Origin of the sequence: Pseudonocardia sp. HH130630-07 (assembly GCF_001698125.1) — a bacterium.
Lineage (GTDB): Bacteria > Actinomycetota > Actinomycetes > Mycobacteriales > Pseudonocardiaceae > Pseudonocardia.
In genome coordinates this window covers 5,844,905-5,867,807 of the sequence record NZ_CP013854.1, presented here as the reverse complement: position 1 = coordinate 5,867,807, position 22,903 = coordinate 5,844,905, and the positions used below count along the sequence as shown (strand labels likewise).

The window sequence follows — 22,903 nt, the reverse complement described above, 5'->3', positions numbered from 1 at the left end:
ATTTACGCGAGCGGCTGCCGGGATCCGGCGATCCGTAGTCGGTTCTGACGGAAGGATGCGTCGGGCCCCATTGCCCTGACGGATTTCATCGTGGACGGTGGTCGCGAGGCGCCGGCCCGGCCGGTCGGTGACCATCCGCGGAGAACGGAGGGCTCCATGACCGGACCGGAGGACGCACCCTGGCGGTGGCCCGAGGAGCGCTGGCGCGGCCACGTCGAGCACGTTCGTGCCGGGCGCTCGCTCACCCCGGCCCGGTGGCCCGGCGGCAGGCGGGTGGCGGTGGCGATCTCGTTCGACTCCGACCACGAGACCCCGGCCCTGCGCGACGGCGAGGTCCTCCCCGGCAAGCTCGCCGCCGGTGAGTACGGCGCCCGGGTCGCCGTGCCGCGCATCCTGGAGCTGCTGCGCCGGCACGAGGTCCCGGCGTCGTTCTTCGTCCCCGCGGTCTCCGCGCTGCTGCACGACGGCGAGGTCGCGCGCTACGCCGCCGAGGGGCACGAGGTGGCCCTGCACGGCTGGATCCACGAGCGCAACACCACCCTGGCCCCGGCCGACGAGCGCGAGCTCATGCTGCGGGCCGCGGACGTGCTGACGGCGCAGTCCGGGACCCGGCCGGTCGGGCTGCGCACCCCGTCCTGGGACTTCTCCGCCGCCACCCTCGATCTCGTCGTCGAGCTGGGGCTGGCCTACGACTCGTCGCTGATGGCCGACGACGAGCCCTACGAGCTGCTCTCCCGCGGCGAGCCCACCGGTGTCGTCGAGCTGCCGGTGGAGTGGATCCGCGACGACGTGCCCTACTTCGGGATGGACCGCTTCACCGGGCTGCGCCCGTACACCCCGCCGCGCGAGGTCGGGCGGATCTGGCGCGACGAGTTCGACGCCGCCCGCGCGGCCGGCGGACTGTTCCAGCTGACGATGCACCCGCACGTGATCGGGCACCGGTCCCGGCTGGTCGTGCTCGACGAGCTGCTCGGGCACATCGCCGGCACCGGCGACGCCTGGTTCGCCACCCACGCCGACGTCGTCGCGCACGTGCTGGCGGCGGCCGGGTGAGCGCCGCCGAGCCGGGGACCCGGCTCGCGCCGCACCAGCGCAAGGCCCTCGTCGCCGGTGCGGTCGGGAACACCGTCGAGTGGGTCGACTGGGCCGTCTACGCCACCTTCGCCCCGATCTTCGCCGCCCAGTTCTTCCCGGACGGCGACGGCACCGCCGCCCTGCTCTCGACCCTGGCGGTCTTCGCCGTCGGGTTCGTGATGCGCCCGGTCGGCGGCGCGGTGCTGGGGGCCTACGCCGACCGGCACGGGCGCAAGAAGGGCCTGACCCTGACCATCGGGCTCATGTCCGGGGCGTCCGCGGTGATCGCCGTCGCCCCGACCTACGCGCAGGTCGGGGTCGTGGCGCCGCTGATCCTGCTGCTGGCGCGGCTGGTGCAGGGGTTCTCCGCGGGCGGGGAGTTCGGGTCGTCCTCGACGTTCATGGTCGAGTCCGCGGCACCGCGCCGCCGGGCGTTCGCCGGGTCCTGGCAGCAGGTGTCGGTCGGGGCCGGGACACTGCTCGCCGCGGGGATGGGAACCTGCTGACGACGGTGCTCGACGAGGCCGCGCTGCAGAGCTGGGGCTGGCGGGTGGCGTTCGGGATCGGCGCGCTGCTGGGGCTGGTGGGCCTGTGGCTGCGGGTCTCGGTCGCGGAGACCGACGCGTTCGCCCGGGTGGCGCAGACCCCCGGGCCGCGGCGCAACCCGTTCGTCGTGATGGTGCGCGAGCACCCGCGGGCCGCGCTGCGCGTCGTCGGGATCACCGTGGCCGGGACGTTGATCTACTACATCTGGGTCTCGTTCATGCCGGCCTACGCGCACCTGCGAACCGGCATCCCGCTGCGCGACGCCCTGCTGGCCAACACGATCGCGCTGGTGGTGTTCCTGGTCGCGCTGCCGTTCGGCGGGATCCTGTCCGACCGGGTCGGCCGCCGGCCGACGATGCTCGCCTTCGCCGGCGGCTTCGTCGTGTTCGCCTGGCCGGCCTTCGCCCTGCTGGGGAACTCCTTCGCCGGGCTGCTCGCGATCGAGATCGTCGGGCTGCTGCTCATCGTCGGCTACTCGGCGAACTGCGCGGTCGTGATGGCCGAGCAGTTCCCGGCCGAGGTCCGCAGCACCGGCGTGGGACTGCCCTACGCGCTGGCGGTGGCGTTGTTCGGCGGCACCGCCCCCTACGTGACCACCGCGATGACCACGAGCGGGCTCGGCGACCTGGTGTGGCTCTACGTCGCCGCCGCCGCGCTGGTCGGCGTCGTGGTGTACGCGACGATGCCCGAGACGAAGGGACGGCCCCTGCCGTGAGTCCTGTTACGCCGACCGTGCTGGTCACCGGGGCGTCCGGCGGGATCGGGGCGGCCGTCGCCGCCCGGTTCGCCGCGGACGCGACGCCGGGGAGGCCGGTGCGGATCACGCTGGTCGACCTCCGCGCGGCCGAGCTGGCCGAGCGCGCCGCGGAACTGCACGAGCGGTGTCCCGACGCCCGGGTCACCACCGTGGTCAGCGACCTCACCGTGCCCGGCGCCGCGGACGACGTGATCGACCCCGGCGACCCGCCGGACGTGCTCGTCAACGCGGCCGGGGTCTACCCGGCCCGGCCGCTGCTGGAGATGACCGAGCAGGCTTGGGACCGCGTGCAGGCGCTCAACGTGCGCGCACCGATGGCGCTCACCGTGGCCACCGGGCGGGCGCTGGCGGCTCTCGGGCGGCCCGGCGCGGTCGTCAACATCTCCTCCGGCGCCGCGACCCGGGCCCGGCCCGGTGCGGCGCACTACTGCACCTCGAAAGCGGCCCTGGAGATGCTGACCCGTGCCTGCGCGGTCGAGCTGGGACCGCTCGGCATCCGGGTCAACGCGGTCGCCCCCGGTTTCGTGACCGTCGACAGCGCGGTCAACCCGGTGTCGGAGACCTACGCCGCCGCGGTCTCGGCGAACCCGCTCGGGCGGCGCGGTGTGCCCGGCGACATCACCGGGGCGGTGCACTGGCTCTGCGGCCCGGACGCGGGCTGGGTGACCGGCGCGGTACTGCGCGTCGACGGCGGCTCGACCGCCGGGACCACCACGCTGCCGCTGCACTGGGACGGCGAGTCGGACCTGCAGGAGGGGACCGGATGAGCCGCTACACCGTCGTCGGCGGGGGAGCGATCGGCGGGACGCTGGCGGCGCACCTGCACCGGGCCGGGCACGACGTGCAGGTCGTCGACGCCGACACCGCGCACGTCGCCGCGATCCGGTCCGGTGGGCTGCGGGTGCGCCACCCCGACGGGAGCGAGACGGTCGCCGACGTCGTGGCCCGGACACCCGACGAGGACGCCCCCGGCGATCTCGGCGCGGTCCTGCTCGCCGTCAAGTCCCAGGCCACCGCGGCGGCGCTGGACCTGATCGCACCGCGGCTGCGCCCGGACGGCTGGGTCGTGTCGCTGCAGAACGGCCTGAACGAGGACCGGATCGCCGAGCGGATCGGCCCCGGCCGCACGGTCGCGGCGTTCGTCAACCTCTTCGCCGACGTGGAGTCGCCCGGCGTGATCCGCGACGGCGGGCGCGGTGCGCTGGTGGTCGGCGAGACCGACGGCCGGCCCAGCGCCCGGGTCGACACGCTGGTCGCGGACCTGCAGGCGTGGGGACCGGCACGGGCCGACGGCAACGTCACCGGGTACCTGTGGTCCAAGCTCGGCTTCGGCGCGTTGCTGACGGCGACGGCGCTGGCCGACGCCCCCATGGCGGAGCTGATCGACCGGCACCGCGCGCTCATGCACCGGCTCGCGGGGGAGGTGCTGGCCGTCGCGGTGGCCCGCGGTGTGCGCCCGGAGCCGTTCGACGGCTGGGACCCCGGCCCGTACCTGCCCGGCGGGTCCGGCGCGGACGCCGCGACCGACCGGCTCGTCGCGTGGCTGGCCACGATGCCCAAGGACCGCAGCGGGATCTGGCGCGACATCGCGGTGCGGCGCCGGCCGGTCGAGTCGTTCCACCACTTCCGGCCGGTGCTCGCCGCGGCGGCGGAGCGCTGCCTCCCGGTGCCGGCGCTCACCGCTCTGCTGGAGCGCCTGGCCGACGTCGAGAACGGCCGGGTGCCGATGTCGGAGTCCCACCTCGTCGCGCTGGCCGGGGCCCGGGCCTGACCGGCGCCGGCCCGGTACCGGCGGGCCGGGTCAGGACCCGGTCTGGACCTTCGACGCGAGCAGCTCCCAGCTGCGCCACCACCTCTCCCGGCGGGTGGCGGCCCCGGCGACGATCAGCTCGTCGGCGTCGGCGAGGGCGGCGAACTCCTCCAGGTAGCGGGTGACGGTGTCCGGCGTGCCGACCGCGCTGTGCCGGGTCATCGACCGGATCTGGTCACCCGCGGGTCCGTCGAGCACGACGTCGGTCTCGGCGTCGGTGAGCGAGGTCCCCCGGCGACCGGCGAACAGCCGCACCCGCTGGCGCTGGACCTGCCGGAGCTCGTCCTGGGCCTCCTCGTCGGAGTCCGCGGCGATCACGTTCACCCCGGCCAGCACCCGCGGCGCGGAGAGCTGGGCCGACGGGCGGAACTCCGCGCGGTACAGGGCGACGGCCCGCTGCAGGGCGTCCGGCGCGAAGTGCGAGGCGAACGCGTAGGGCAGGCCGAGTGCCGCGGCGACCTGGGCCCCGTAGAGCGAGGAGCCCAGGACGAACAGCGGGACCCCGGTGCCGCGGCCCGGATAGGCCGCCACGTTGGGAATCGTGCTGTGCTCGCCGAGGAACCCCTGCAGCTCCTGCACGTCCTGCGGGAAGCGCTCGGACGCGGCCGGGTCCCGGCGCAGGGCGCGCACCGTCTCCTGGTCGGTCCCCGGCGCGCGGCCCAGCCCCAGCTCGATCCGGCCCGGGTGCAGCTCGGCCAGGGTGCCGAACTGCTCGGCGATCTGCAGCGGCGAGTGGTTGGGCAGCATCACGCCGCCGGAGCCGAGGGTGATCCGCTCGGTGCGGGCGGCGACATGCGCGATGAGCACGCTGGTCGCGGCGGAGGCGATGCCGCGCATGTTGTGGTGCTCGGCGTACCAGATGCGCCGGAAACCCCATTCCTCCGCACGCTGGGCCAGCGTCGTGCTGGCCTCCAGCGCCTCGCCCACGCTCTCGTCCCGGGTGACGGTGGCCAGGTCGAGGATCGACAACGGCAGGGGGAGTGACACGGCAGGACCTCTCGTTCACGCGGGGCCGGACCTCCGGTCCAACAACGGAGGGGCCCTCCGTCTTCCGCGGGCCGCGCACTCAGGACCGACGTGTACCGAGCCGCTCCATGATCTGCTGCATCTCCTCCGGCGGCACCGGCGGGAGCGGAGCCGCCGTGGCGGCACCCGCCCGGAAACCGTCCAGGAGGAACGCGAGGTGCCGCCGCCAGATCTCCGGCCGGTCGGTGAGCGCGGCCGCCTCCAGGATCCGGGCGTGTCCCCAGGTGAGGAACACCAGGTCCTCGGCCCGCAGGTCGGCCCGCAGCGATCCGTCCTCCTGCGCGCGGGCGATGACCGCACACACGGTGCGGTAGTGCTCCTGTTTCGCCGCCCGGCAGGCCGGCGTGCCGTCGAGGTCCATCGAGAGCAGGTCGTTGAGCCCGCGGTCCGCAGCCTCCAGACGCGTCGTCCGCTCGAGGAACGTGACGAAGCCGCGCCAGGGATCGGGGTCGTCCAGCGCCGCCCTCGCGAGATCCGCGTACCTGCCGAGGACCTCGGCCAGCACGGCGTCGAGGAGCTCCGCGCGGTGCGGGAAGTGCCGGTAGAGCGTCGCGACTCCGAGCCCGGCCCGCTGGGCGACCCGCTCCAGGCTCATGTCCAGCCCGTGCTCGGCGAGCTCCGTCCGGGCGGCGGACACCAGCGCGGCACGGTTGGTGCGGACGTCCTTGCGCACGCGCCTGCCGGAGCTCACCGCGTCAGCCTAGGCCGTCACGCGTCCGGGCCACCGGATCTGTACCGTCTGAAACGGAGTCACGCCTACGTTTTGGTGTCGATGCTGCCGTCCGGTCACGGGGAGATCCCCGTCGTCGGCGCGAGCACGGTGCGGAACCGGTGAGGAGTCGTCGTTGTCCACCCGTTCACTCCGGCTGAGCGACGGCCGGGAACTCGTCTGGGACGAGCACGGCCCTGCGGACGGGATCCCGGTGGTCTACCTGCACGGAGCCCCCTCCTGCCGGGTCATGGGGCGCGGTCTCGCCTCGGCCGCCGCCGGGACCGGTGTCCGGCTGATCGTTCCGGACCGGCCGGGATGCGGGCTGTCGACCTTCCTCCCGGACCGCCGCATCATCGACTGGCCGGCGGACGTGAGTGCACTGGCCGAGCACCTCGGACTCGACCGGTACCGGGTCGTCGGGACGTCGGGTGGCGGCCCCTACGCCCTCGCGTGTGCCGCGGCCGGGGACCCCGGGGTGGTCCGGACGGCGGTGGTCTGCGGGGTGGGGCCCCTCGACGGCCCGCAGCGGATCGCCGGGCTCCACGAGGTGAACCGGGCCGTCTTCGCTGCGGCGACCGAGGGGATCGACGCCCTGACACCGATCGTCGAGCGTCTCGTCGCCGGCGGGGCCGCGGCCGCCGTCCCCGGGGACCTGCTGCCGCGCGAGGACCGGGAGAACATCGCCGCCCACCCGGAGCTCGCGGCCGACGCCGCCGCGATGCTGCGGGCCGCGACCGTCCACGGGCTCCACGGCGTCGTGCACGACACCTGGCTGCTCGTCCGGCCGTGGGGATTCGAGCTGTCCGAGGTCGGCGGCCCGGTCGACTTCTACGCCGGTGACCACGACCGCAACGTGCCCCTCCAGCACGTCGTCGACCAGGCGGCGGCCGTACCGGGGAGCACGCTCACGGTGTGGCCCGGATCGGGCCACAGCCACGCGCTCACCAGGCTCCCCGAGGTCCTCCGGCGGATCTGCGCGGAGCCCTGAGCCCGGAAGACCCGGAGTCCGGTGGACTCCGGGTCGTCGACGCCCCGACGACGGCGGGGTGGACGCTGCGACGAGGCGTCTAGTCCGAGGTGTGCATGTCCAGCAGCCAGTGGTGGCGCAGGGTGAGCGCCCGTTCCAGGGCGGCGAACGCCCCGGCGACGGCGAGCGTCACGGTGGCCCAGACCGGGAGCCGGACCGGCGAGGTGAACGCGCCCACGTGCTCGGCGACGACCGGGATGTGGGTGAGCGTCTCCGCCGTCTTCGGCAGTGCGACGGCGAGCCCGGCGAGCAGCACACAGACGGCCAGCGCGCTCACGACGGAGCTGGTCCGCGGGAACCGCCTGCCGAACCGCGCCCGCAGACCCTCGTGCGAGCGCGGATGCGGGCGCAGCACCTCCTCGTGGCCGTCGTCGCGCACGTAGTGGATGCGCTTGAGCCCGAACGCGCTTGTGGCGACCTCGATGCACCCCCCGGGCACCGGGAACACCACCGGGATGCGGGACCGGTGGACCTGCACACCGTTGCGGTAGAGGGCCGCCGGACTCGCCGTCGTCGAGCTGTCCGCGTAGTAGCGGACGTCGACCTCGAACACGTCGGGACGGCCGTACGGGCCGGGCAGCTCCAGGACGAACATCGAGCGGGAGAACAGCTGCCAGAAGCGGTACGGGGCCGGCGGGCTGCCGTCCCCGGGCCGCACCTTCGCCTGCTGCCAGCGCCGCCGGTACCTCCCGATCACGGCCGGGCACCTCGGGCGGCCACGGTCCGGGCGGGCCCGGTCCGCCGGGTGGACCACCACACCACCGCGGTGATGAGGGCCACCGTCGCGGTGGGCACGAGCTGGTAGGCCGACACCACGGCGGTCGACCGCTCGCCCAGCGCGGCTCCGAGATCGATCCGCAGCAGCGGGGCCATCGCGAGGCTGACGGTGTTGATCACGGCGTGCACGACGACGGTGACCTCCAGGCCGCCGGTGCGCCAGGTGATCAGCGCCGAGCTGGACCACCACACCAGGTACCAGAGGATGATGTACGGGTCGGTCGCCATGTGGACCGCGGTGAACAGGACGCTGGAGACGACGACACCGAGGACGAGCCCGGCCCGCGGTCCGCGCGTCCAGCTCCCGAGCACCCGGAACACCAGCCCGCGGACGCCGTACTCCTCGCCCGCGGCCTGCAGCGGTGTCAGCAGCAGGATCCCGAGCAGGACGCCGACCAGGTCGGCCTGCGACCACGGGACGCCCTCGACCGGGCCGACCGCCCCGAACAGGGTGACGACCACCAGCACCGGCCCCGCCAGCAGCAGCGCCCGCCCGAACAGGTCGAACCGGAACCGCGAGACGACCGAGTGCAGCGTTGCGCCGCGCACCCCGTAAAGCAGGCGTTGCAGCGTCATGGCCCACGGGATGAGCAGCGCGAGCCCGAGCATCCCCGAGGCGTGGTGCAGCGGCGTGTAGACCGTGCCGGGGACGGCGTCGGGCGTGGTGTTGCCGAGCTGCACGTCGACGAGGAAGGCGAGCCGGCCGAGGACGACCGGGAAGACGACGAGCCCGGCGAGCAGCAGCACGATGGCGAGCACGCCGCGCCCGATGCGCCGCTTCTCCCCGGCCAGCACCCGGTGGTACTCGACGCCCGGCGGGACCGGGCGCGGCCCGCGGCTCGGGGCGGGCGCCGCACGTCGATCGTCCGGTGCGGTGCCGGGTGCACCGGCCACCCGGACCGGCTGGGTGGGGGCGGAACGGTCGTGAGGTCGCATGACGACGACGCTAGGAGCGGACCGGCCCGCTACGGAGTGCGGTGGATCATCGGATTCCCGGTGTCGCGCACGGGTCCACCCATGACAGATGTCATGCGGATCCCGGGCGGGCGGGCTCGTCCCCGGCCCGCCCGCCCGGCGGTCCCGCCCGGGGGGCGCCCGCTAGCTCGTGAAGATCTCCAGTTCCTCGGCGGTGAAATAGTTCTGCGTCACGGCGCTGATCCGCACCAGATACTTCTCGTTCTTCTTGTCGAGATGGATGACGGTTCCCACGTTTCCCGTCATCGTCCGGCCCGTGATGCGCACGGTGTCGCCGACCGAGAATTCGTCCATGCCGGGCATGGTAGCCAGGGCGTTCCGACCTGCGCGAACCCGCATCGGGTGAATCTCGGAGAATCGTCGGAACCGTGCCGTAACGGCAGGGCCTCGTCGGGTTCCGGATGGTTCCCGAATGGGTTCCGATCCGGACCGTGCGTTTCCGGCGGTGGTCGCCGACCGGCCGTGCCGACGGCCCGTTCCCGCCTGCGAGGGTCCCGGACCTCCCCGGGTGCGGGCAGCGCATGGCCTTCTTCTTGCATCCACCGCTTGCTACATTGCATCCCAGTCGAGCGAGGGAGCGTCATGGCCGAGCATCCAGCCACCCCTGGCGACACGCTGATCTTCGAGAACGACCGGGTCCGGGTCTGGTCGATGACGCTGGAGGCGGACGGGGGGATGTTCGACTTCCACCAGCACCACCACGACCACCTGGTCCTCTGGCCGGACGCGGGCACGGCCGAGGCCCAGGAGCTGGGCGACACGGGCTGGGGCGTCCGGCAGGTCGCCGAGCCGGGGTTCTGCATGTTCAAGACCGTCGGCTCCGGTGGCCCGATGCGCCCGCACCGGATCCGCAACGTCGGCCCCGCCGCGGTCACCCACTACGTCGTCGAGTTCGTCGGTGAGCGGTCCCTGAGCCCGGTGACGCTCCCGGCGCAGACGAACGACCGCGGCCGGCTCAGCCATCCGGACCTCGGATGAGGGTCCTCGTCTCGGGCGCCGCCATGGCCGGGTTGTCGGCCGCCCACTGGTTCGCCCGGCACTCCTGCGACGTGACGGTCGTCGAGCGTGCACCCCGGATCCGCCGCGGCGGTGCGCCGATCGACGTCCGCGGTGCGGCGCTGGGCACGGCGGAGCGGATGGGCGTGCTCGACCGGATCCGGGCCGAACGGGTCCCGCCCCGGGTGCCGGACGACGTCGTCGGGCCGGACGGCGCCGTGCGCGCCCGGTTCGCGGTGGCCTGGTTCGGTGACGAGAGCCCGGACGACGTCGAGATCACCCGCGACCGGCTCGCCGACACCCTGCGCGCCGCGGTCGGGGACGGTGCACGGTTCCGCTTCGGCACCGAGGTGACCGGCCTGGACCAGGACGACACCGGGGTGACCGTCACGACGACGCAGGGCGTCGACCGCTACGACCTCGTGGTCGGCGCCGACGGGCTGCACTCCTCGGTGCGGCGGCTGGCCTTCGGCCCGGAGGAGCGGTTCGTCCGGCACCTCGGGCTCTACGTCGCGCTGGTCTCGCTGGATCCCGGCCGGGCGTGGCGCCCCGGCATGTTCAACGCACCCGGCCGGATGGCCTCGATCCGCGACGACGCCGACGGCCCGCTCGGGATGCTGATGTTCCGCAGCCCGCGGCTCGGTGACGACCGCGACGCGGACGCCCAGCGGCGGATCGCCGGTGACGTCCTGGCGGCCGACGACGTCTGGGAGGTCCCCGCGCTGCGGGCCGCGTTCCGGGCACCGGACTCGCCGGGGTTCTACTTCGACTCGGTCGCCCAGACCCGGATGCCCGCCTGGCACCGGGGCCGGGTGGTGCTGCTCGGCGACGCCGCGCACTGCGCCGCGCTGCTGTCCGGCATGGGTACCAGCCTGGCGATGACCGGGGCGGAGTTCCTCGCCGACGCGGTGCGCCGGTCGCCCGGTGACCTCGCGGCGGCGTTCGCCGACTACGAGGCCCGCCAGCGCCCCCTGGTGCGGCGGGCCCAGGGCAGCGTCGCGGGCAACGCCGACATCATGGTCCCGGCGACCGCGGCGGCGCTCGACCGGCGCAACGCCCTGCTCCGCGAGACCGCGGCGGCGGTCGGGGCGTGACGGCCGGGACCGGCGGTCAGCGGCCCGGGCCGCCCGAGCGGTCCAGCCAGTCGGCGACGGCCTCGACCGAGGACCGGATGTGGGCGGTCATCAGCTCGCGGGCACGGTCGGCCTCGCCGCCGAGGACGGCGCGGGAGATGTCGTCGTGCTCGGCGAGGTTGCGGGCGAGCAGCCGGGAGTTGCCGGCGTAGGCACCGAAGGAGATGTTGTGCGGCAACCGCCGCCGCAGCTCGGCGACCGACAGCGAGAGGTACTTGTTCCCCGCCGCCTCCAGGATCACCGCGTGGAACTCCTCGTTGGCCGCGGCCCACTCCCGGGCGAGATCGCCGGGCGCGGACCCGTCCGCGATCTCGCGGAACCGGTCCCACGCCGTCTCCAGCCGGGTGGAGAGCCGGTCGTCGATCCGGCCGGCGGCCCACTGCGCGGCGAGCCCCTCCAGCTCGGAGCGGACGGCACCGATCAGGCGGATGTCGCTCGGCGACTGCCCGTTCACCCGTGCGCCGCGGTTCGGCACGATCGTGACCACGTCGCGCTCGGCGAGGATCCGCAGGGCCTCGCGCACCGGGGTGCGGCTGATCGCGAACTCCTCGGCCACCGCGCCGTGCCGGATCCACGAGCCGACCGGGATCTCCCCGGAGATGACCCGGCCCTGCAGCGTCTCGGCGACCCGGTCGCTGAGCGAGATCCCGGAACCGTCGTCGAGCGGCAGAGCGGACGCCACGGCTTCCCCAGGGTCGAGCAACAGGTGCAATGCGGAGACTACTGCATCCGATCCGTGGCGGACGCGGCGTCGCCCCAGTGCCGCCGGAGGAACCGGACCGCCGGATCGAGCACGGCCGGCGCGCCGAAGACCGGCGCGCCGTGCCCCGCGCCGTCGACGAGCTGCAGCTCGCTGTGCCCGCCTGCGGCGCGGACCGCGTCGTGCAGCAGCTCGCTCTGGACGTGCGGCACCACCTCGTCCGCGGTGCCGTGGGCCAGGAGCAGCGGGGGCACCCGGCGGCAACGCGCGACGGCGGCGGGCAGCGCCCCGTGCCGGACCGGGGACAGGTCGCCGTCGCGGGTCACGCCGAACAGGTCGCAGGTCGTCGTCCACCACTGGTCGAGCCGCGGGTCGTCCGGTCCGTGCCCCAGCAGGGCGAGGAAGTCGACCGGCGGGTAGTGCAGGACCACCGCGTCCAGTGTGGCGTCGGTACCGGCCGGCGCCGGAACCGGATGGCCGATCGGCCCGCCGTCGGTGAGCGCGGCCCGGCCCACCAGGAAGGCGCCGGCCGAGCTGCCCCAGCCGGCCACCCGGGCCGGGTCGAGCCCGTACCCGGCGCCGTGCGCGCGGACCCAGCGCACGGCGGTGAGCACGTCCTCGACCGGCTCCGGGTACCGCGCCTCGCCGCACAGCCGGTAGTCCACCGAGACGACGGCGATGCCCCGGCCCGGTAGCGGGCCCCACGGCCCCATCCGCGGCGTCCCGGCGATGAACGCGCCGCCGTGCGCGTACACCACGACCGGGAACGGGCCGGAACCGTCGGCGGGGACGTGCACGTCGACGGTGAGCGGCCGCCAGCCCGGGATCCGGGCCACCACCACGTCGAGGAACGAGCGGGTACCGGGCAGGACCCGCAGCTCGACCGGCTCGCCGAACCCGGGGTCGACCAGATCGAACGGGCGCACGACCCCCGAGCGGGGGCGGTCGTCGAACACCGGGTTCACCCCCGCCCCCGGCCGCCGTCGGGCCGGAGCCGGGTGGCGGCGGCTCCGGTCACCGCCGCGACCAGCACGACCAGCGGCATCGCACCGATCACCGGCGAGGTGCTGCCGGTCACCTCGGCGTAGTTCACGACGATCAGTACGAGCACCGCCACCAGCCCCGCCCCGGCCAGCACCGGCGCCACGACGGTCGACCACGCCGATCCCCGGACCGCTCCCCGGGCCCGTGCGGTCACCACGCTGGCGCAGCAGCCGGTCATCATCGCGACCAGCGAGATCGAGGTGATCCCGGAGACGGCCGGGAACAGCGTGACGAGCGGATCGGCGCCGGTCAGCGCGAACGGTACGAGCACGACGACCGCCACCGCCGCGACGACCACGCACCCGACGTACGGCGTCTGGTAGCGCCCGTGCGTCCGTGCCAGCGCCCGCGGCAGCAGGCCGCCCCGGCCGAGGGTGAACAGGTAGCGGATCGCGAGGTTGGCGAAGGCGACCGCGGCGGCGAGGAAGCTGATCGCGACCAGGACGCCCAGCAGCGGCCCCGACCACGGCCCCAGGAAGCGGTCGGCCGCGGACAGCACCACGGCGCCGGGATCGGCCGCGGCGACGGCGCGGACGTCGTCGAACGCGGCGACGAGCGTCCAGGTGCCGAGGACGAACACCGCGAGCAGCAGGCCCAGCGCCGCGTAGGTGGCGAGGGTGATGCTGCGGGCCGGGGCGTCGGTCTCCTCGCCGTAGGCGGCCGCGGCCTCGAACCCGGCGAAGGAGAGCAGGCAGAACACCAGGGTGACGGCGAGGCCGGGGCCCAGCGCCGCCGCGGGGGAGAGCAGCCGCTCGTCCGTCCACGCCGACACCGGGCGCGCGGCCAGTACCGCCACGGCCAGCACCACGACGATCCCGAACTGCAGCAGCGACACCGCCGTGGTGAGCCGCTGGGCGACCTCGACCCCACGGATCCCGAGCGCGACGGTGACCAGCAGCGCCCCGGCGCCGTAGAGCCACCACGGCAGGTCCGTCCCGGTCACCGCGGCGACGGCGAGACCGGTGAAGTACCCGCTCGCGGCCACCATCCCGCCCGCGGCCAGCGTGTAGGCCAGCGTCGCCACGAACGCGACGGCACCGCCGGCGCCGCGGCCCAGTCCGAAGGCCACGAACGCCTGGTAGGCGCCGGCACACGTGACGTACCGGGCCAGCACCAGGTACCCCGCGGAGAAGATCGCGAGCAGCAGCCCGGTGCCGATCATCACGAGCACGGCGGCCGCGCCGACGCCCATGCCGAGACCGAGCGAGATGTTGGACGACAGCGCCGTCAGCGGCGCGGCCGCGGCCACCACCATGAACACCATCCCCGGCACGCCGACGGCGCCCGCCTTCAACCGGCCGGGAGCCGCCGCGGTCGCGTCCCGGGATCGTCCCACCGTGGCCACGCTGCCTCCTGGGATGCTGATTCAGTTAGATTGGATGCAACACGGTGGCACCGCCGCCCGCCGGGTGTCAACGGCGCGGCATCGGTCAGAAGCCGCCGGCGACGCCCTCCCGGCGCGGTCCGGTGCAGGTGGCCAGGCCGCCGTCGGTTGCGCGCCAGGCCATCTGGTAGGAGCCCATGTGGTAGTCGTACTCGGGCAGCGGGTTGGTGAGCACGCCCAGCCGGGCGAGCCCGGCGGACACGTCCGGGCCGAGCCGCATCTCCGCCGAGATCGTGTGGTCGTCGGCGTAGGGCAGGCAGCGGGGCGCGTCGTCCGCCGCGTAGGGGTCCATCCCGAAGTCGAGGATGTTCGAGAGCACCTGCGGCACGGTGCAGTGCACGTTGCCCGGCGACCCCAGCGAGAGCCACGGCCGGCCGTCGCGCAGGACCATGGTGTTGGACAGGATGGACCGCATCCGCCCGCCGACCGCCCAGCCCTCCATCGGCGAGCCGAGGCCGTTCATGTGGTGGCTGCCGACCATCGGCACCCCGCCGACGACCTCGCCGGGGATCCCGCCGCTCTGCAGGGTGTTCATCATCTGCACCCAGTTGCCGTGCTCGTCCACCACGGTCAGCTCGCAGCTGCCGGCCGGCTGCCCCGACGCGCCGCTCGCGGCCATCGCGGGTACGCCCCGGGTGAGCTTCACGTGGTCGGTGAGGTCGACCCTGGCGCGGGCGGCGCGCAGGATGTCGGCGACGCTGCGGATCAGGTCCGGTGAGGTGAGCGGGCCGGTGGTGTCCCCGAACAGAGCGGGGTCGTTGAGCAGGCCGGTCTCGAACGCGGCCCGGCGCAGGGCGTGCGCGAGGTAGTACAGCGCGTCGGCGTCCTGCGACCAGTGCCCGACCGAGGTGATGTCGAGCTCCTCGAGCAGGCCGAGCACGATCTGGCAGTACACGCCCTGACGCTCCGGGGCGGACAGCTGCACGACCGTGTCGCCCCGGTGCTGCCAGCGGTACCCGGTGTCCCAGACCGGGGGCTGCGCGGTCAGGTGCTCCAGCTCGACGGCCCAGCCGAGCTGGTTACCGCGGGCCACGAAGTCGCGCGCCCACCCGCCGGTCAGGAAGTGGTCGGGTCCCTCGGCGGAGAGCGCACGCATCGTGGCGGCCAGCTCCGGCGACGCCCAGCGGTCACCGACCTGCGGCAGGTGCCCGTCCGGGGTGAAGTGCCGGCGACCGGACTCGGTGTAGAGGAAGAAGTCGACCGTCTGCGCCATGACGAGGTGCTCGAAGGACGTGACCTCGTGGCCCTCCTCGGCCCAGTGCACGGCGGACTCGCACAGCCGGGCCCACGGCAGCGTCGCGAACCGCTCGAACAGGGCCTTCATCCCGGGCATGAAGCCGGGTACGACGGCGCGGGGGAGACCGGGAACGCTCGCGTAGAGGCCCTTGCCCATCGGGATCGGGGCGAACGGCGCGAGGCCGGGGACGATCCGGCCCATGCTGTTGAGCTCGGCGATCTCGCCGGTGGCGGCCTCGTACACCAGCGCGGTGACCGTGCCGGTGTGGTTCGTCATGTCCTGCTGCACCACCGCCTGCACGAGGTTGCCGGCGATCGCGGCGTCGATCGCGTTCCCGCCCGCACGCAGGACGTCGAGCATGGTGTCGGTGACGACCTGGTGCTGGCTCGACGCCACGGCCCGGTTGCCGGTGACGGTCTCCTTCGGCCCGACCCTGCCGTGACCGGTGGAGATGGTGCTGGCCATCGTCGTCTCCTCGCTGCCGTGGTGGCTGTTCCTCGCCCGCGCCGTGCTCCCGGGCGCGGGTGCAGGCCTCCACCGTCCCGCCGACCGGGACCGGCGACAATGAACATCCGTCGGAAGGGACCCGGTGACCGCACGACAGGGGTCGGCTCCGGTGGGCCCTCTACGGTGGACCGGGAGTACGGCGGGGGAGCGGAGGGCCGGCATGTCCCACGACGAGTTGCAGTCCATCGTGGACGCGCTCGCGGAGCGGCTCCGGCGCTCCGTCGCGGTCGACGACCCGGCCCTGCGGCTGCTCGCGGCCAGCCGGCACTTCGGCGACGAGGACGACCTGCGGGTGCGGTCGGTGCTCGACCGGGCCGTGCAGCCCGCGGTCGCCGAGCGCGTGCTCGCGGCCGGGGTCGCCGGCTGGGCCGAACCCGGGGTCGTCGCCGTCGAGGGGGCGGCCGCGCGGCTCTGCGCCCCGGTGCGCTGCAACGGGATGCTCCTCGGGTACCTGTGGCTGATCGACGCCGGTGGCGCGTTCGCCGATGCCGACACGGCCGCGGCCGGCGAGGCCGCGACGGCGGTCGGGACCGTGCTCTACCGCAGCCTGCTGCTGCACGAGCGGTCGACGGCCCGGCGGGAGGCGATCCTGCGCGAGCTCGTCTCACCCGACGGCGCGTTGCGGGCGCGGGCGACCGAGGACCTCTACGCCGAGCAGCTGCTCGGGGACGACTCGCTGCGCTTCACCGTGCTGGTCGTGCACTTCCGCCGGTCGGGGACCTGTGCCACCCAGCGGGTCGCCTTCGAGGCGGCGCTGGAGGAGGGCGTCCGTGCGGTCACCGACGACCTGGCGCTGACCGTGGCGAACCGGTCCTGGGCCTGGATGCTGCTGATCGGCCGGTCCGCCCCGTCGGGCACGCTTCTCGGCGCGGTCCGCAGCCGGATCACCGACCGTTTCCGGCGCCTCGTCGGCGGCGACGCGTCCCCGGTGTTCGGGATCGGCGGGACGGTCGAGGAGCCGGGGGCGGTGGCGTCGTCGTACCGGCAGGCGTTGCTGGCGGGGCAGGTCGCCATGCTGCCGGGCTCGGACGGCCTGGCCCGGTGGGGCGGGCTCGGCCCGTTCGGCCTGCTGCTGCGGCTCCCCCCGGAGGACGTGCTCGATCCCGCGGTGGTCCCGGCGCTGGCGGCGCTCGACGAGCAGGACCCGCAACGGGTGCTGGCCGCGACCCTGACCGAGTTCCTCGACCGCGGCGGGAGCGTCCGGCGCACGGCCGACGCGCTCTGCGTGCACCGGGCCACGCTGCACCAGCGGCTCCGGCGGATCGAGCAGATCACCGGTTGCGACCTCGACTCGGGTGACGACCGGCTGATGCTGCACCTGGGACTGAAGCTCCGGCTGATCGCCACCGTCGCACGGGAGCAGTTCGACGGGAGCTGAAGCGGGCCGCCGGGACCGGCCCCGGGATCGACACCTGTCGCGCCCGGCCGGTCCCGGGCGCGACCGCACGCGGTGGTCACGGGCCCGCGTGCTGCCGAGACTCGGGACCACACGGGCCGCGGTCGCAGCGCCGGCCCGTGACCCCCGCATCCCGGCGACGAGGAGAACCACCCGATGCCCACCGCCACCCCCACCGCCGGATCCGACCGGTTCCAGGAGTTCCTCGACGGCGTCGACCGCCTGGTGAGCGGTGGTGTCGTCGCGCCCGTCTGGTCACCGGACGGAACCGAGCTGGCGTTCCTCGACGGCGACGCCGACCACCGGACCGGCACCCGGGTCGACCTGGCGAGCGGGACGGTCCGGGACCTGTGCCCGGACGTCGCGGCGGTGCGCGCGCTGGTCCGGGAGGCGACCGGGGTGACCCCGGCCGGGCGGGGGCTGCCGTTCGACCACATCGTCTACGCCGCGCCGGGCCGCCTGCTCGCAGGAGTCGGCGCCGCCCGGGTGACCCTGGACCTGGACGACGGCACGGTCACCGCGGTGCCGGCCGAGCATCCGATGGACGTCGCGCTCGGCTGGGCCGAATCGGTCCGCGCCACCCCGCAGCCGTACCTGCGCAGCGTGCCGCTGATGGACCCGCGCGAGGCCCGGGAGATCCCGTCACCACGGGGCGACGTGCTCGCCTCGACGGTCGAGGGCAACGTCGTGCTGCGGGCCGTGGTCGACGGGCGCACGGTGGCGCTGACCACGGACGGCACGCCCGAGCACGAGTACCGGCTCGAGGAGCCGATCGCGGTGGCCGGGCCGGCCGCGCCGGCCGCCGGCTGGTCCCCGGAGGGCGACCGGCTCGTGGTCTCCCGGGCCGATCTGCGCGGGGTGCACCGGGCCGCCCGGATCCACTACGGCAAGCGCGGCGACGAGGTGGTGCAGCTGCCCTTCGCCCGGGCCGGCGGCGTGCTGGAACGCACCACCCTGCACGTGCTCGACCTGCAGGGCCGGCCGCCGGTCGAGCTCGACCTGGGCGACACCACCGACACCTACCCGGTGGTCGCGGGCTGGCTCGCGGACGGGGCCCGGCTGGTCGTCGTCGTGGTGAGCCGGGACTGCCGGCGCGCCGAGGTGCGGCTCGCCGACGCGGCCACCGGTGCCACCCGGGTGCTGTTCACCGAGGAGGCGGAGACGTTCCTGCGCATCCACCACGACGTCTACTACGGGCGGCGGACCGGGCTCACCGTCGTCCCGGACGGCGGCGGGCTGGTCTGGCAGTCCACGCGGTCCGGTTGGAACCACCTGTACCTCCACGACCTCGACGGGAACCCGGTCCGCACACTCACCGACGGCGAGTGGGCGGTCGACGACGTCGTGCACGTCGACAGCGAGCACGTCTACGTCACGGCCCGCCTCGACCGGGCCCGCCCCTACGACGTGCACCTCGCCCGGGTACCGCTCGCCGGCGGACCGGTGCAGCAGCTCTCGGAGGGGCCGGGCACCCACTCCATGACGATGGCACCGGACGGCGGGGCGTTCGTCGACACCTGGTCGACCCCGGCGGACCCGCCGTGCAGCGTCCTCCGGCGGGCCGACGGGACGCTGCTCTGCGAGCTCTCCCGGGCCGACGCGTCCCGGCTGGAGTGGACGCCGCCACGGGAGTTCACGGCGACCGCCGCGGACGGCGTGACGGAGCTCTGGGGCACGATGTTCCTGCCCGCGGACTTCACCGAGGACGGCCGGTACCCGCTGGTGGACTACGTCTACGGCGGCCCGCAGATCGCCGTCGCCCCGCACACGTTCAGCAGCGTGTTCGGATCGCACGCCCAGGCGCTGGCCCAGCTCGGCCACGTGGTCGTCGTCGTGGACGGGCGCGGGACCCCCGGCCGGTCGAAGGCGTTCCACGACGTCGTGTACCGGGACTGGGGCAGGGCGCTGGTCGCCGACCACGCCGCCGTGGTCGGACAGCTGCGTGAGCGGCACGCCTTCCTGGCCCCGGGCGGGGCCGGGGTGGTCGGGCACAGCTGGGGCGGGCACAGCGCATTCCGGCTGGCCGCCGAGCGCCCGGACGTCTACTCCGCCGCGGTCTGCTCCGCGCCGGGGTTCGATCCCTACTCCTCGGTCCTCTACGAGTGCTATCTCGGCTTCCCGCAGACCGATCCGGAGGCCTACCGCGCGGCCGACCCGTTCCGGCTGGCCGCCGGGCTGGAGGCGGAGGTCATGCTGGCCGTCGGCACGAACGACCACGCCACCGTCACCGACACCATGTCGATGGCCGACGCGCTGGTCCGGGCCGGGAAGCTGCACGAGTTCGTCGTGCTGCCGGGGGCCTACCACGGCTACGCGGCCGTGTACGACCGCTACTACTGGCGCAAGGTCGAGGCGTTCCTCCGGACCCACCTGCAGGGCGCGTGAGTGCCGTGGAGTTCATGTCCCCCGAGCACGTGACCGCGATGAACGCGCTCCTGCGCGACGACCCGACGGTCCGGGCGGCCTGCGCCCGGGTGCCCGGACGGCGGGTGCTGGCCTACCGGCTGGCCGACGGTCCCGGCGGGCGGGACGTGCACTGGACGGTCACCGTCGGCGGCACCGGTGGCACCGTCCGGTTCGGCCTGGACGAGGTACCGGATCCCGACGTCCTGGTCGTCGGTGAGTGGCCGCGGATGATCCGGGCGACCCGGGCGTCGCGGGACGGCGTCGAGCAGGACCCGGGCTGCACCGCGGAGGGGGACACGGCGGTGCTCGCCGAGATCGGCGAGGCGCTGGCGGTCGCCAGGGCGGTCGCGACGCTGCCGGTGGAGTTCCCGGAGCTGCCCGGCGAGCGGCACGAGGGCTGAGCGCGGCACCCGGAAACGGTTGGCGCGGAGGCGGTCGCCGGGACTAGCGTCGCGTCGACCGTGCCGGAGGACGAGGGGGTGGTACCCGTGAACGCAGTATCGACACAGGTGCTCCCCTCCGGGGTCACGGTCGGGCGATAGGTCGTCCGGGAGCGCCGCTCGGCACTCCCGAAGGGCACGACCATGCACATCACCTCCGACCGTCGTCTCGACGACGGGACTCTCGAACGCCGGTTCACCCTCGGTGACGTCCCCGGCATCCTCTGGACCTCCGGATCCACTGCCGTTCCCGCACCCCTGGTCCTGCTCGGCCACCCCGGCGGGCTGGAGCGGATGTACCCGCGACTGGCGGCGCGGGCCCGGGGAACGGTCGCGGCGGGCTTCGCCGCCGCGACGCTCGAGCTCCCCGGCAGCGGTGACCGCCCCCGCTCCGGGGCGGCCGAGCGGGCCCGCGCCGACCTGCGCCGGGCGGTGCAGGCGGGCGAGCCGGTCCCCGACGACGTCGCCGACCGGCTCATCCTCCCGCTGGTCGAGGAGGCGGTCCCGGAGCTGCGGGCCGCGCTGGACGCACTGCTCGCGCTCCCCGGGATCGGCGGCTCGGTGGGCTATGCGGGCGGGGTGATCTCGGTCGGCGTGCGGCTCGCGCTGGTGGAGCCCCGGATCGCGGCCGCGGTCCTGTTCGCCGGCAGCGTGGTGCCCCGCGCCGTCGTCGAGGAGGCGCGCCGGGTCACGGTGCCGCTGCACGTCCTGCTGCAGTGGGACGACGAGGGCAACGACCGGCAGGCGGCCCTGGATCTGTTCGACGCGTTCGGGTCCGCGGAGAAGACGCTGCACGCCAACACGGGCGGGCACACCGGCGTCCCGGAGTTCGAGGCCGACGCCGGCAACCGGTTCCTCGCCCGGCACCTGAGGTGAGCCCCGGACCACGGGGGAGCGGGTAGCCCCTGGCCGTTTTCTGACCGTCCGTGCTAATGTCTGCACATGCGAGCTAGAAACAGTACGGACGGTCAGAAGCGACGGTCCGTGATCGAGGACGTCCGGCGTGCGCAGATCGTCGAGAGCGCCGTGGACGTCGTCGCGGAGGTCGGCTACGCGCGGGCCTCGCTGGCCCGCATCGCCGAACGGGCCGGGATCAGCAGCAAGGGCGTGATCTCGTACCACTTCGACGGCAAGGACGAGTTGTTCGACCAGATCGTCGCGCAGATCTACGAGCGGATCACCGAGTTCGTCGTCCCGCACCTGGACCGGGAGACGACCGTGGTGGGCCGGCTGGGCGCCCGGTTCCGCTCGATCGCCACGTACGCGAACGCGCACCGGGCGGAGATGGTCGCGCTGACCGAGATCCTGTCCCACCTGCGTGACGCCGACGGCCGGCTGCGCTACGGCGACGCCTTCAACGAGCCCTATTACCAGCGGCTGGAGGAGACCTTCCGCGGCGGCCAGGAGTCCGGCGAGCTCTGCTCGTTCGACCCGCGGGTGATGGCCGTGACGGTCCAGGCCGCGATCGACTCGATGATCGCCTACGCCGACACCCATCCCGACCACGACGTCGAGGCACACGGCGCCGAGCTGGCGCGGACGTTCGAACGCGCCATCTCGCGCTGAGGAGAGGGAGACCATGACACTGCACGAGAAGAGCCCACCGGCACCCGGACCGGCCGGTGGCACCGGGCGGATCCCCGGCCCCGACCTGGCCCGCGGCATCATGCTGCTGCTGATCGTGCTGGCCAACACGACCTTCTACCTCTACGGCCGTCCGACCTCCCCGGCCGGCGCGCACCCGGTCGACGGCTCGGTCGCGGACCGGGTCGTCCAGGCCCTGCTGATCACCACGGTGGACCTGCGGGTCTACCCGATGTTCGCGTTCCTGTTCGGCTACGGGCTCGTGCTGATCCACCGCAGCCGCCAGTCCCGCGGGCTCGACGAGCCGTCCGCCCGGCGTGAGGTGCAGCGGCGCAACCTCTGGCTGCTGGCCTTCGGCGCGGTACACGCGCTGCTGCTGTGGGGCGGTGACGTCCTGGGTGCCTACGGCCTGACCGGGCTGCTGCTCGTCTGGCTGTTCCTGCGCCGGTCCGACCGCACCCTGCTGGTGTGGGCGGGCATCGGGACCGGGCTGCTGGCGGCCCTGACGCTGCTCACCTCGCTCGAGGCGCTCGCCGTGCTGGCCGGTGAGCAGACCGCGAGCGACCTCGGGGCCCAGGTCTTCGCGCTCGCGAACGCGACCGTCTCCACCGACGGCGTCCTCGGTGCCGCCGCCGCGCGGATGACGATGTGGCCGATCCAGTCGCTGGGGATCCAGGGCCTGGCCGGGATGGTCGTGCCGGTGTCGATCCTGCTGGGGATCTGGGCCGCCCGGCGCCGCGTCCTGGAGCGGCCGTGGGAGCACCGCCGGCTGCTGTGGACCACCGCGGTCGGCGGGATCGCGATCGGCTGGCTCGGTGCGCTGCCGTACGTGCTGACCCACCTGGGGGTGCTCGATGGCCTGGCGCCGGTGGCCTCGTTGTTCGCCGTCCCGCAGCTGCTGACCGGGCTCGCCTGCGGGCTCGGGTACGTGGCGGTGTTCGGGCTGGTCGGCGGCCGGCTCGCGGGCCGGGAGCTGGGGCCGGTCGGGGCGTCGGTGGTGGCGGTCGGGAAGCGGTCGATGACCTGCTACCTCGCCCAGTCGGTGCTCTGCGCCCCGCTGCTCGCGGCCTGGGGACTCGGGTGGGGCGCCCACCTCGGCAGCGCCGGGATGGCCGCGTTCGCCGTCGCGGTCTGGCTGCTCACCGTCGGCTACGCGGTCGTCCTCGAACGGCGGGACGCGCCCGGCCCGGCCGAGACCCTGCTGCGCCGGCTCACCGCCGGAGGGTCGCCCCGTCCCGCGGCCGCCGCCTGACCGGTGGCGGTGTATCGACACCTGTCGCGTGCGTGCGGCGGATCTCCGCACAGCTGCCCCTGGCCCGGGCCCGCCGTGGTCGAGCATCGTGGGCCCCGGTGCACCGTCGTACCCGGACCG

24 protein-coding genes are annotated in these 22,903 nt (G+C 74.4%); 15 read left to right on the top strand and 9 right to left on the bottom strand.

The window, feature by feature from the left end; all coding sequences use genetic code 11:
- Positions 1 to 156 precede the first annotated feature (156 nt).
- The 5 genes from AFB00_RS27665 to AFB00_RS27650 are packed head-to-tail and all read left to right on the top strand — an operon-like array spanning position 157 to position 4,148.
- A complete protein-coding gene (locus AFB00_RS27665) occupies positions 157 to 1,053 on the top strand; it encodes a polysaccharide deacetylase family protein (protein ID WP_068800742.1) in 897 nt (298 codons plus the stop codon).
- A complete protein-coding gene (locus tag AFB00_RS35220; protein ID WP_231974109.1) occupies positions 1,050 to 1,580 on the top strand; it encodes an MFS transporter in 531 nt (176 codons plus the stop codon). The genes AFB00_RS27665 and AFB00_RS35220 overlap by 4 nt, the downstream gene beginning before the upstream one ends.
- A gap of 5 nt (positions 1,581 to 1,585) precedes the next feature.
- Positions 1,586 to 2,335 (top strand): MFS transporter, encoded by a 750-nt coding sequence (locus tag AFB00_RS35215; protein WP_231974108.1) that lies wholly within the window; start codon positions 1,586 to 1,588, stop codon positions 2,333 to 2,335.
- Positions 2,332 to 3,144, top strand: a complete 813-nt coding sequence (locus AFB00_RS27655) for an SDR family NAD(P)-dependent oxidoreductase (protein WP_231974107.1) — start codon at positions 2,332 to 2,334, stop codon at positions 3,142 to 3,144. The genes AFB00_RS35215 and AFB00_RS27655 overlap by 4 nt, the downstream gene beginning before the upstream one ends.
- Positions 3,141 to 4,148 carry a ketopantoate reductase family protein gene (locus AFB00_RS27650; RefSeq protein ID WP_068799614.1) on the top strand — a complete coding sequence of 336 codons (1,008 nt, stop codon included), beginning with the start codon at positions 3,141 to 3,143 and terminating at the stop codon, positions 4,146 to 4,148. The genes AFB00_RS27655 and AFB00_RS27650 overlap by 4 nt, the downstream gene beginning before the upstream one ends.
- A gap of 30 nt (positions 4,149 to 4,178) precedes the next feature.
- Here the strand turns inward: AFB00_RS27650 and AFB00_RS27645 are convergent, their stop codons facing one another.
- Both AFB00_RS27645 and AFB00_RS27640 read right to left on the bottom strand, forming a co-directional pair.
- Entirely contained in the window at positions 4,179 to 5,174 is a 996-nt protein-coding gene (locus tag AFB00_RS27645) for an LLM class flavin-dependent oxidoreductase (RefSeq protein ID WP_068799613.1), read from the bottom strand.
- A gap of 79 nt (positions 5,175 to 5,253) precedes the next feature.
- Positions 5,254 to 5,904, bottom strand: a complete 651-nt coding sequence (locus AFB00_RS27640; protein ID WP_156819743.1) for a TetR/AcrR family transcriptional regulator — start codon at positions 5,902 to 5,904, stop codon at positions 5,254 to 5,256.
- 154 nt (positions 5,905 to 6,058) lie between these two features.
- Between AFB00_RS27640 and AFB00_RS27635 the strand changes: the two genes are divergently transcribed.
- Complete coding sequence (locus AFB00_RS27635; protein WP_068799611.1) at positions 6,059 to 6,913, top strand: alpha/beta fold hydrolase; 855 nt, start codon at positions 6,059 to 6,061, stop codon at positions 6,911 to 6,913.
- Between the two features lie 79 nt (positions 6,914 to 6,992).
- Here the strand turns inward: AFB00_RS27635 and AFB00_RS27630 are convergent, their stop codons facing one another.
- The 3 genes from AFB00_RS27630 to AFB00_RS34310 form a co-directional block, all read right to left on the bottom strand.
- Positions 6,993 to 7,649: a hypothetical protein gene (locus AFB00_RS27630; RefSeq protein ID WP_068800741.1), complete on the bottom strand. Its 657-nt coding sequence runs from the start codon at positions 7,647 to 7,649 to the stop codon at positions 6,993 to 6,995.
- A complete protein-coding gene (locus AFB00_RS27625; RefSeq protein ID WP_083275872.1) occupies positions 7,646 to 8,665 on the bottom strand; it encodes a CPBP family intramembrane glutamic endopeptidase in 1,020 nt (339 codons plus the stop codon). Before AFB00_RS27625 ends, AFB00_RS27630 begins: the two co-directional genes overlap by 4 nt.
- A gap of 162 nt (positions 8,666 to 8,827) precedes the next feature.
- Positions 8,828 to 8,998 (bottom strand): hypothetical protein, encoded by a 171-nt coding sequence (locus AFB00_RS34310; RefSeq protein ID WP_197519681.1) that lies wholly within the window; start codon positions 8,996 to 8,998, stop codon positions 8,828 to 8,830.
- Between the two features lie 288 nt (positions 8,999 to 9,286).
- Between AFB00_RS34310 and AFB00_RS27615 the strand changes: the two genes are divergently transcribed.
- Together AFB00_RS27615 and AFB00_RS27610 are read left to right on the top strand one after the other, a co-directional pair.
- Positions 9,287 to 9,682 carry a hypothetical protein gene (locus AFB00_RS27615; protein WP_068799608.1) on the top strand — a complete coding sequence of 132 codons (396 nt, stop codon included), beginning with the start codon at positions 9,287 to 9,289 and terminating at the stop codon, positions 9,680 to 9,682.
- A complete protein-coding gene (locus tag AFB00_RS27610; RefSeq protein WP_068799607.1) occupies positions 9,679 to 10,794 on the top strand; it encodes an FAD-dependent oxidoreductase in 1,116 nt (371 codons plus the stop codon). Before AFB00_RS27615 ends, AFB00_RS27610 begins: the two co-directional genes overlap by 4 nt.
- Positions 10,795 to 10,810: 16 nt before the next feature.
- Here AFB00_RS27610 and AFB00_RS27605 read toward each other — a convergent pair whose 3' ends face one another.
- The 4 genes from AFB00_RS27605 to AFB00_RS27590 form a co-directional block, all read right to left on the bottom strand.
- Positions 10,811 to 11,515, bottom strand: a complete 705-nt coding sequence (locus AFB00_RS27605; protein WP_068799606.1) for a GntR family transcriptional regulator — start codon at positions 11,513 to 11,515, stop codon at positions 10,811 to 10,813.
- Positions 11,516 to 11,553: 38 nt separating this feature from the next.
- A complete protein-coding gene (locus AFB00_RS27600) occupies positions 11,554 to 12,489 on the bottom strand; it encodes an alpha/beta hydrolase (protein ID WP_231974106.1) in 936 nt (311 codons plus the stop codon).
- Positions 12,490 to 12,494: 5 nt separating this feature from the next.
- A complete protein-coding gene (locus AFB00_RS27595; RefSeq protein WP_068800739.1) occupies positions 12,495 to 13,913 on the bottom strand; it encodes an APC family permease in 1,419 nt (472 codons plus the stop codon).
- A gap of 94 nt (positions 13,914 to 14,007) precedes the next feature.
- Positions 14,008 to 15,663 (bottom strand): gamma-glutamyltransferase, encoded by a 1,656-nt coding sequence (locus tag AFB00_RS27590; RefSeq protein WP_068799605.1) that lies wholly within the window; start codon positions 15,661 to 15,663, stop codon positions 14,008 to 14,010.
- On the opposite strand from AFB00_RS27590, the gene AFB00_RS35535 reads away from it, so the two are divergent.
- The 7 genes from AFB00_RS35535 (at position 15,644) to AFB00_RS27560 (ending at position 22,783) form a co-directional block, all read left to right on the top strand.
- Positions 15,644 to 15,766, top strand: a complete 123-nt coding sequence (locus AFB00_RS35535; protein ID WP_257785245.1) for a hypothetical protein — start codon at positions 15,644 to 15,646, stop codon at positions 15,764 to 15,766. The two genes, AFB00_RS27590 and AFB00_RS35535, sit on opposite strands and share 20 nt — an antisense overlap.
- Before the next feature lie 99 nt (positions 15,767 to 15,865).
- Positions 15,866 to 17,083, top strand: coding sequence for a PucR family transcriptional regulator (locus AFB00_RS27585; RefSeq protein WP_068799604.1), 1,218 nt, complete (start codon positions 15,866 to 15,868; stop codon positions 17,081 to 17,083).
- Between the two features lie 174 nt (positions 17,084 to 17,257).
- A complete protein-coding gene (locus AFB00_RS27580; RefSeq protein WP_068799603.1) occupies positions 17,258 to 19,486 on the top strand; it encodes a S9 family peptidase in 2,229 nt (742 codons plus the stop codon).
- Positions 19,487 to 19,500: 14 nt separating this feature from the next.
- Positions 19,501 to 19,908: a hypothetical protein gene (locus tag AFB00_RS33600; protein WP_068800738.1), complete on the top strand. Its 408-nt coding sequence runs from the start codon at positions 19,501 to 19,503 to the stop codon at positions 19,906 to 19,908.
- Positions 19,909 to 20,091: 183 nt separating this feature from the next.
- Positions 20,092 to 20,823: an alpha/beta hydrolase gene (locus tag AFB00_RS27570; RefSeq protein WP_068799602.1), complete on the top strand. Its 732-nt coding sequence runs from the start codon at positions 20,092 to 20,094 to the stop codon at positions 20,821 to 20,823.
- 108 nt (positions 20,824 to 20,931) lie between these two features.
- On the top strand, positions 20,932 to 21,513 hold the full coding sequence (locus tag AFB00_RS27565; protein WP_231974105.1) for a TetR/AcrR family transcriptional regulator: 582 nt from the start codon (positions 20,932 to 20,934) through the stop codon (positions 21,511 to 21,513).
- Between the two features lie 13 nt (positions 21,514 to 21,526).
- On the top strand, positions 21,527 to 22,783 hold the full coding sequence (locus tag AFB00_RS27560; protein WP_068799600.1) for a DUF418 domain-containing protein: 1,257 nt from the start codon (positions 21,527 to 21,529) through the stop codon (positions 22,781 to 22,783).
- Positions 22,784 to 22,903: the final 120 nt, after the last annotated feature.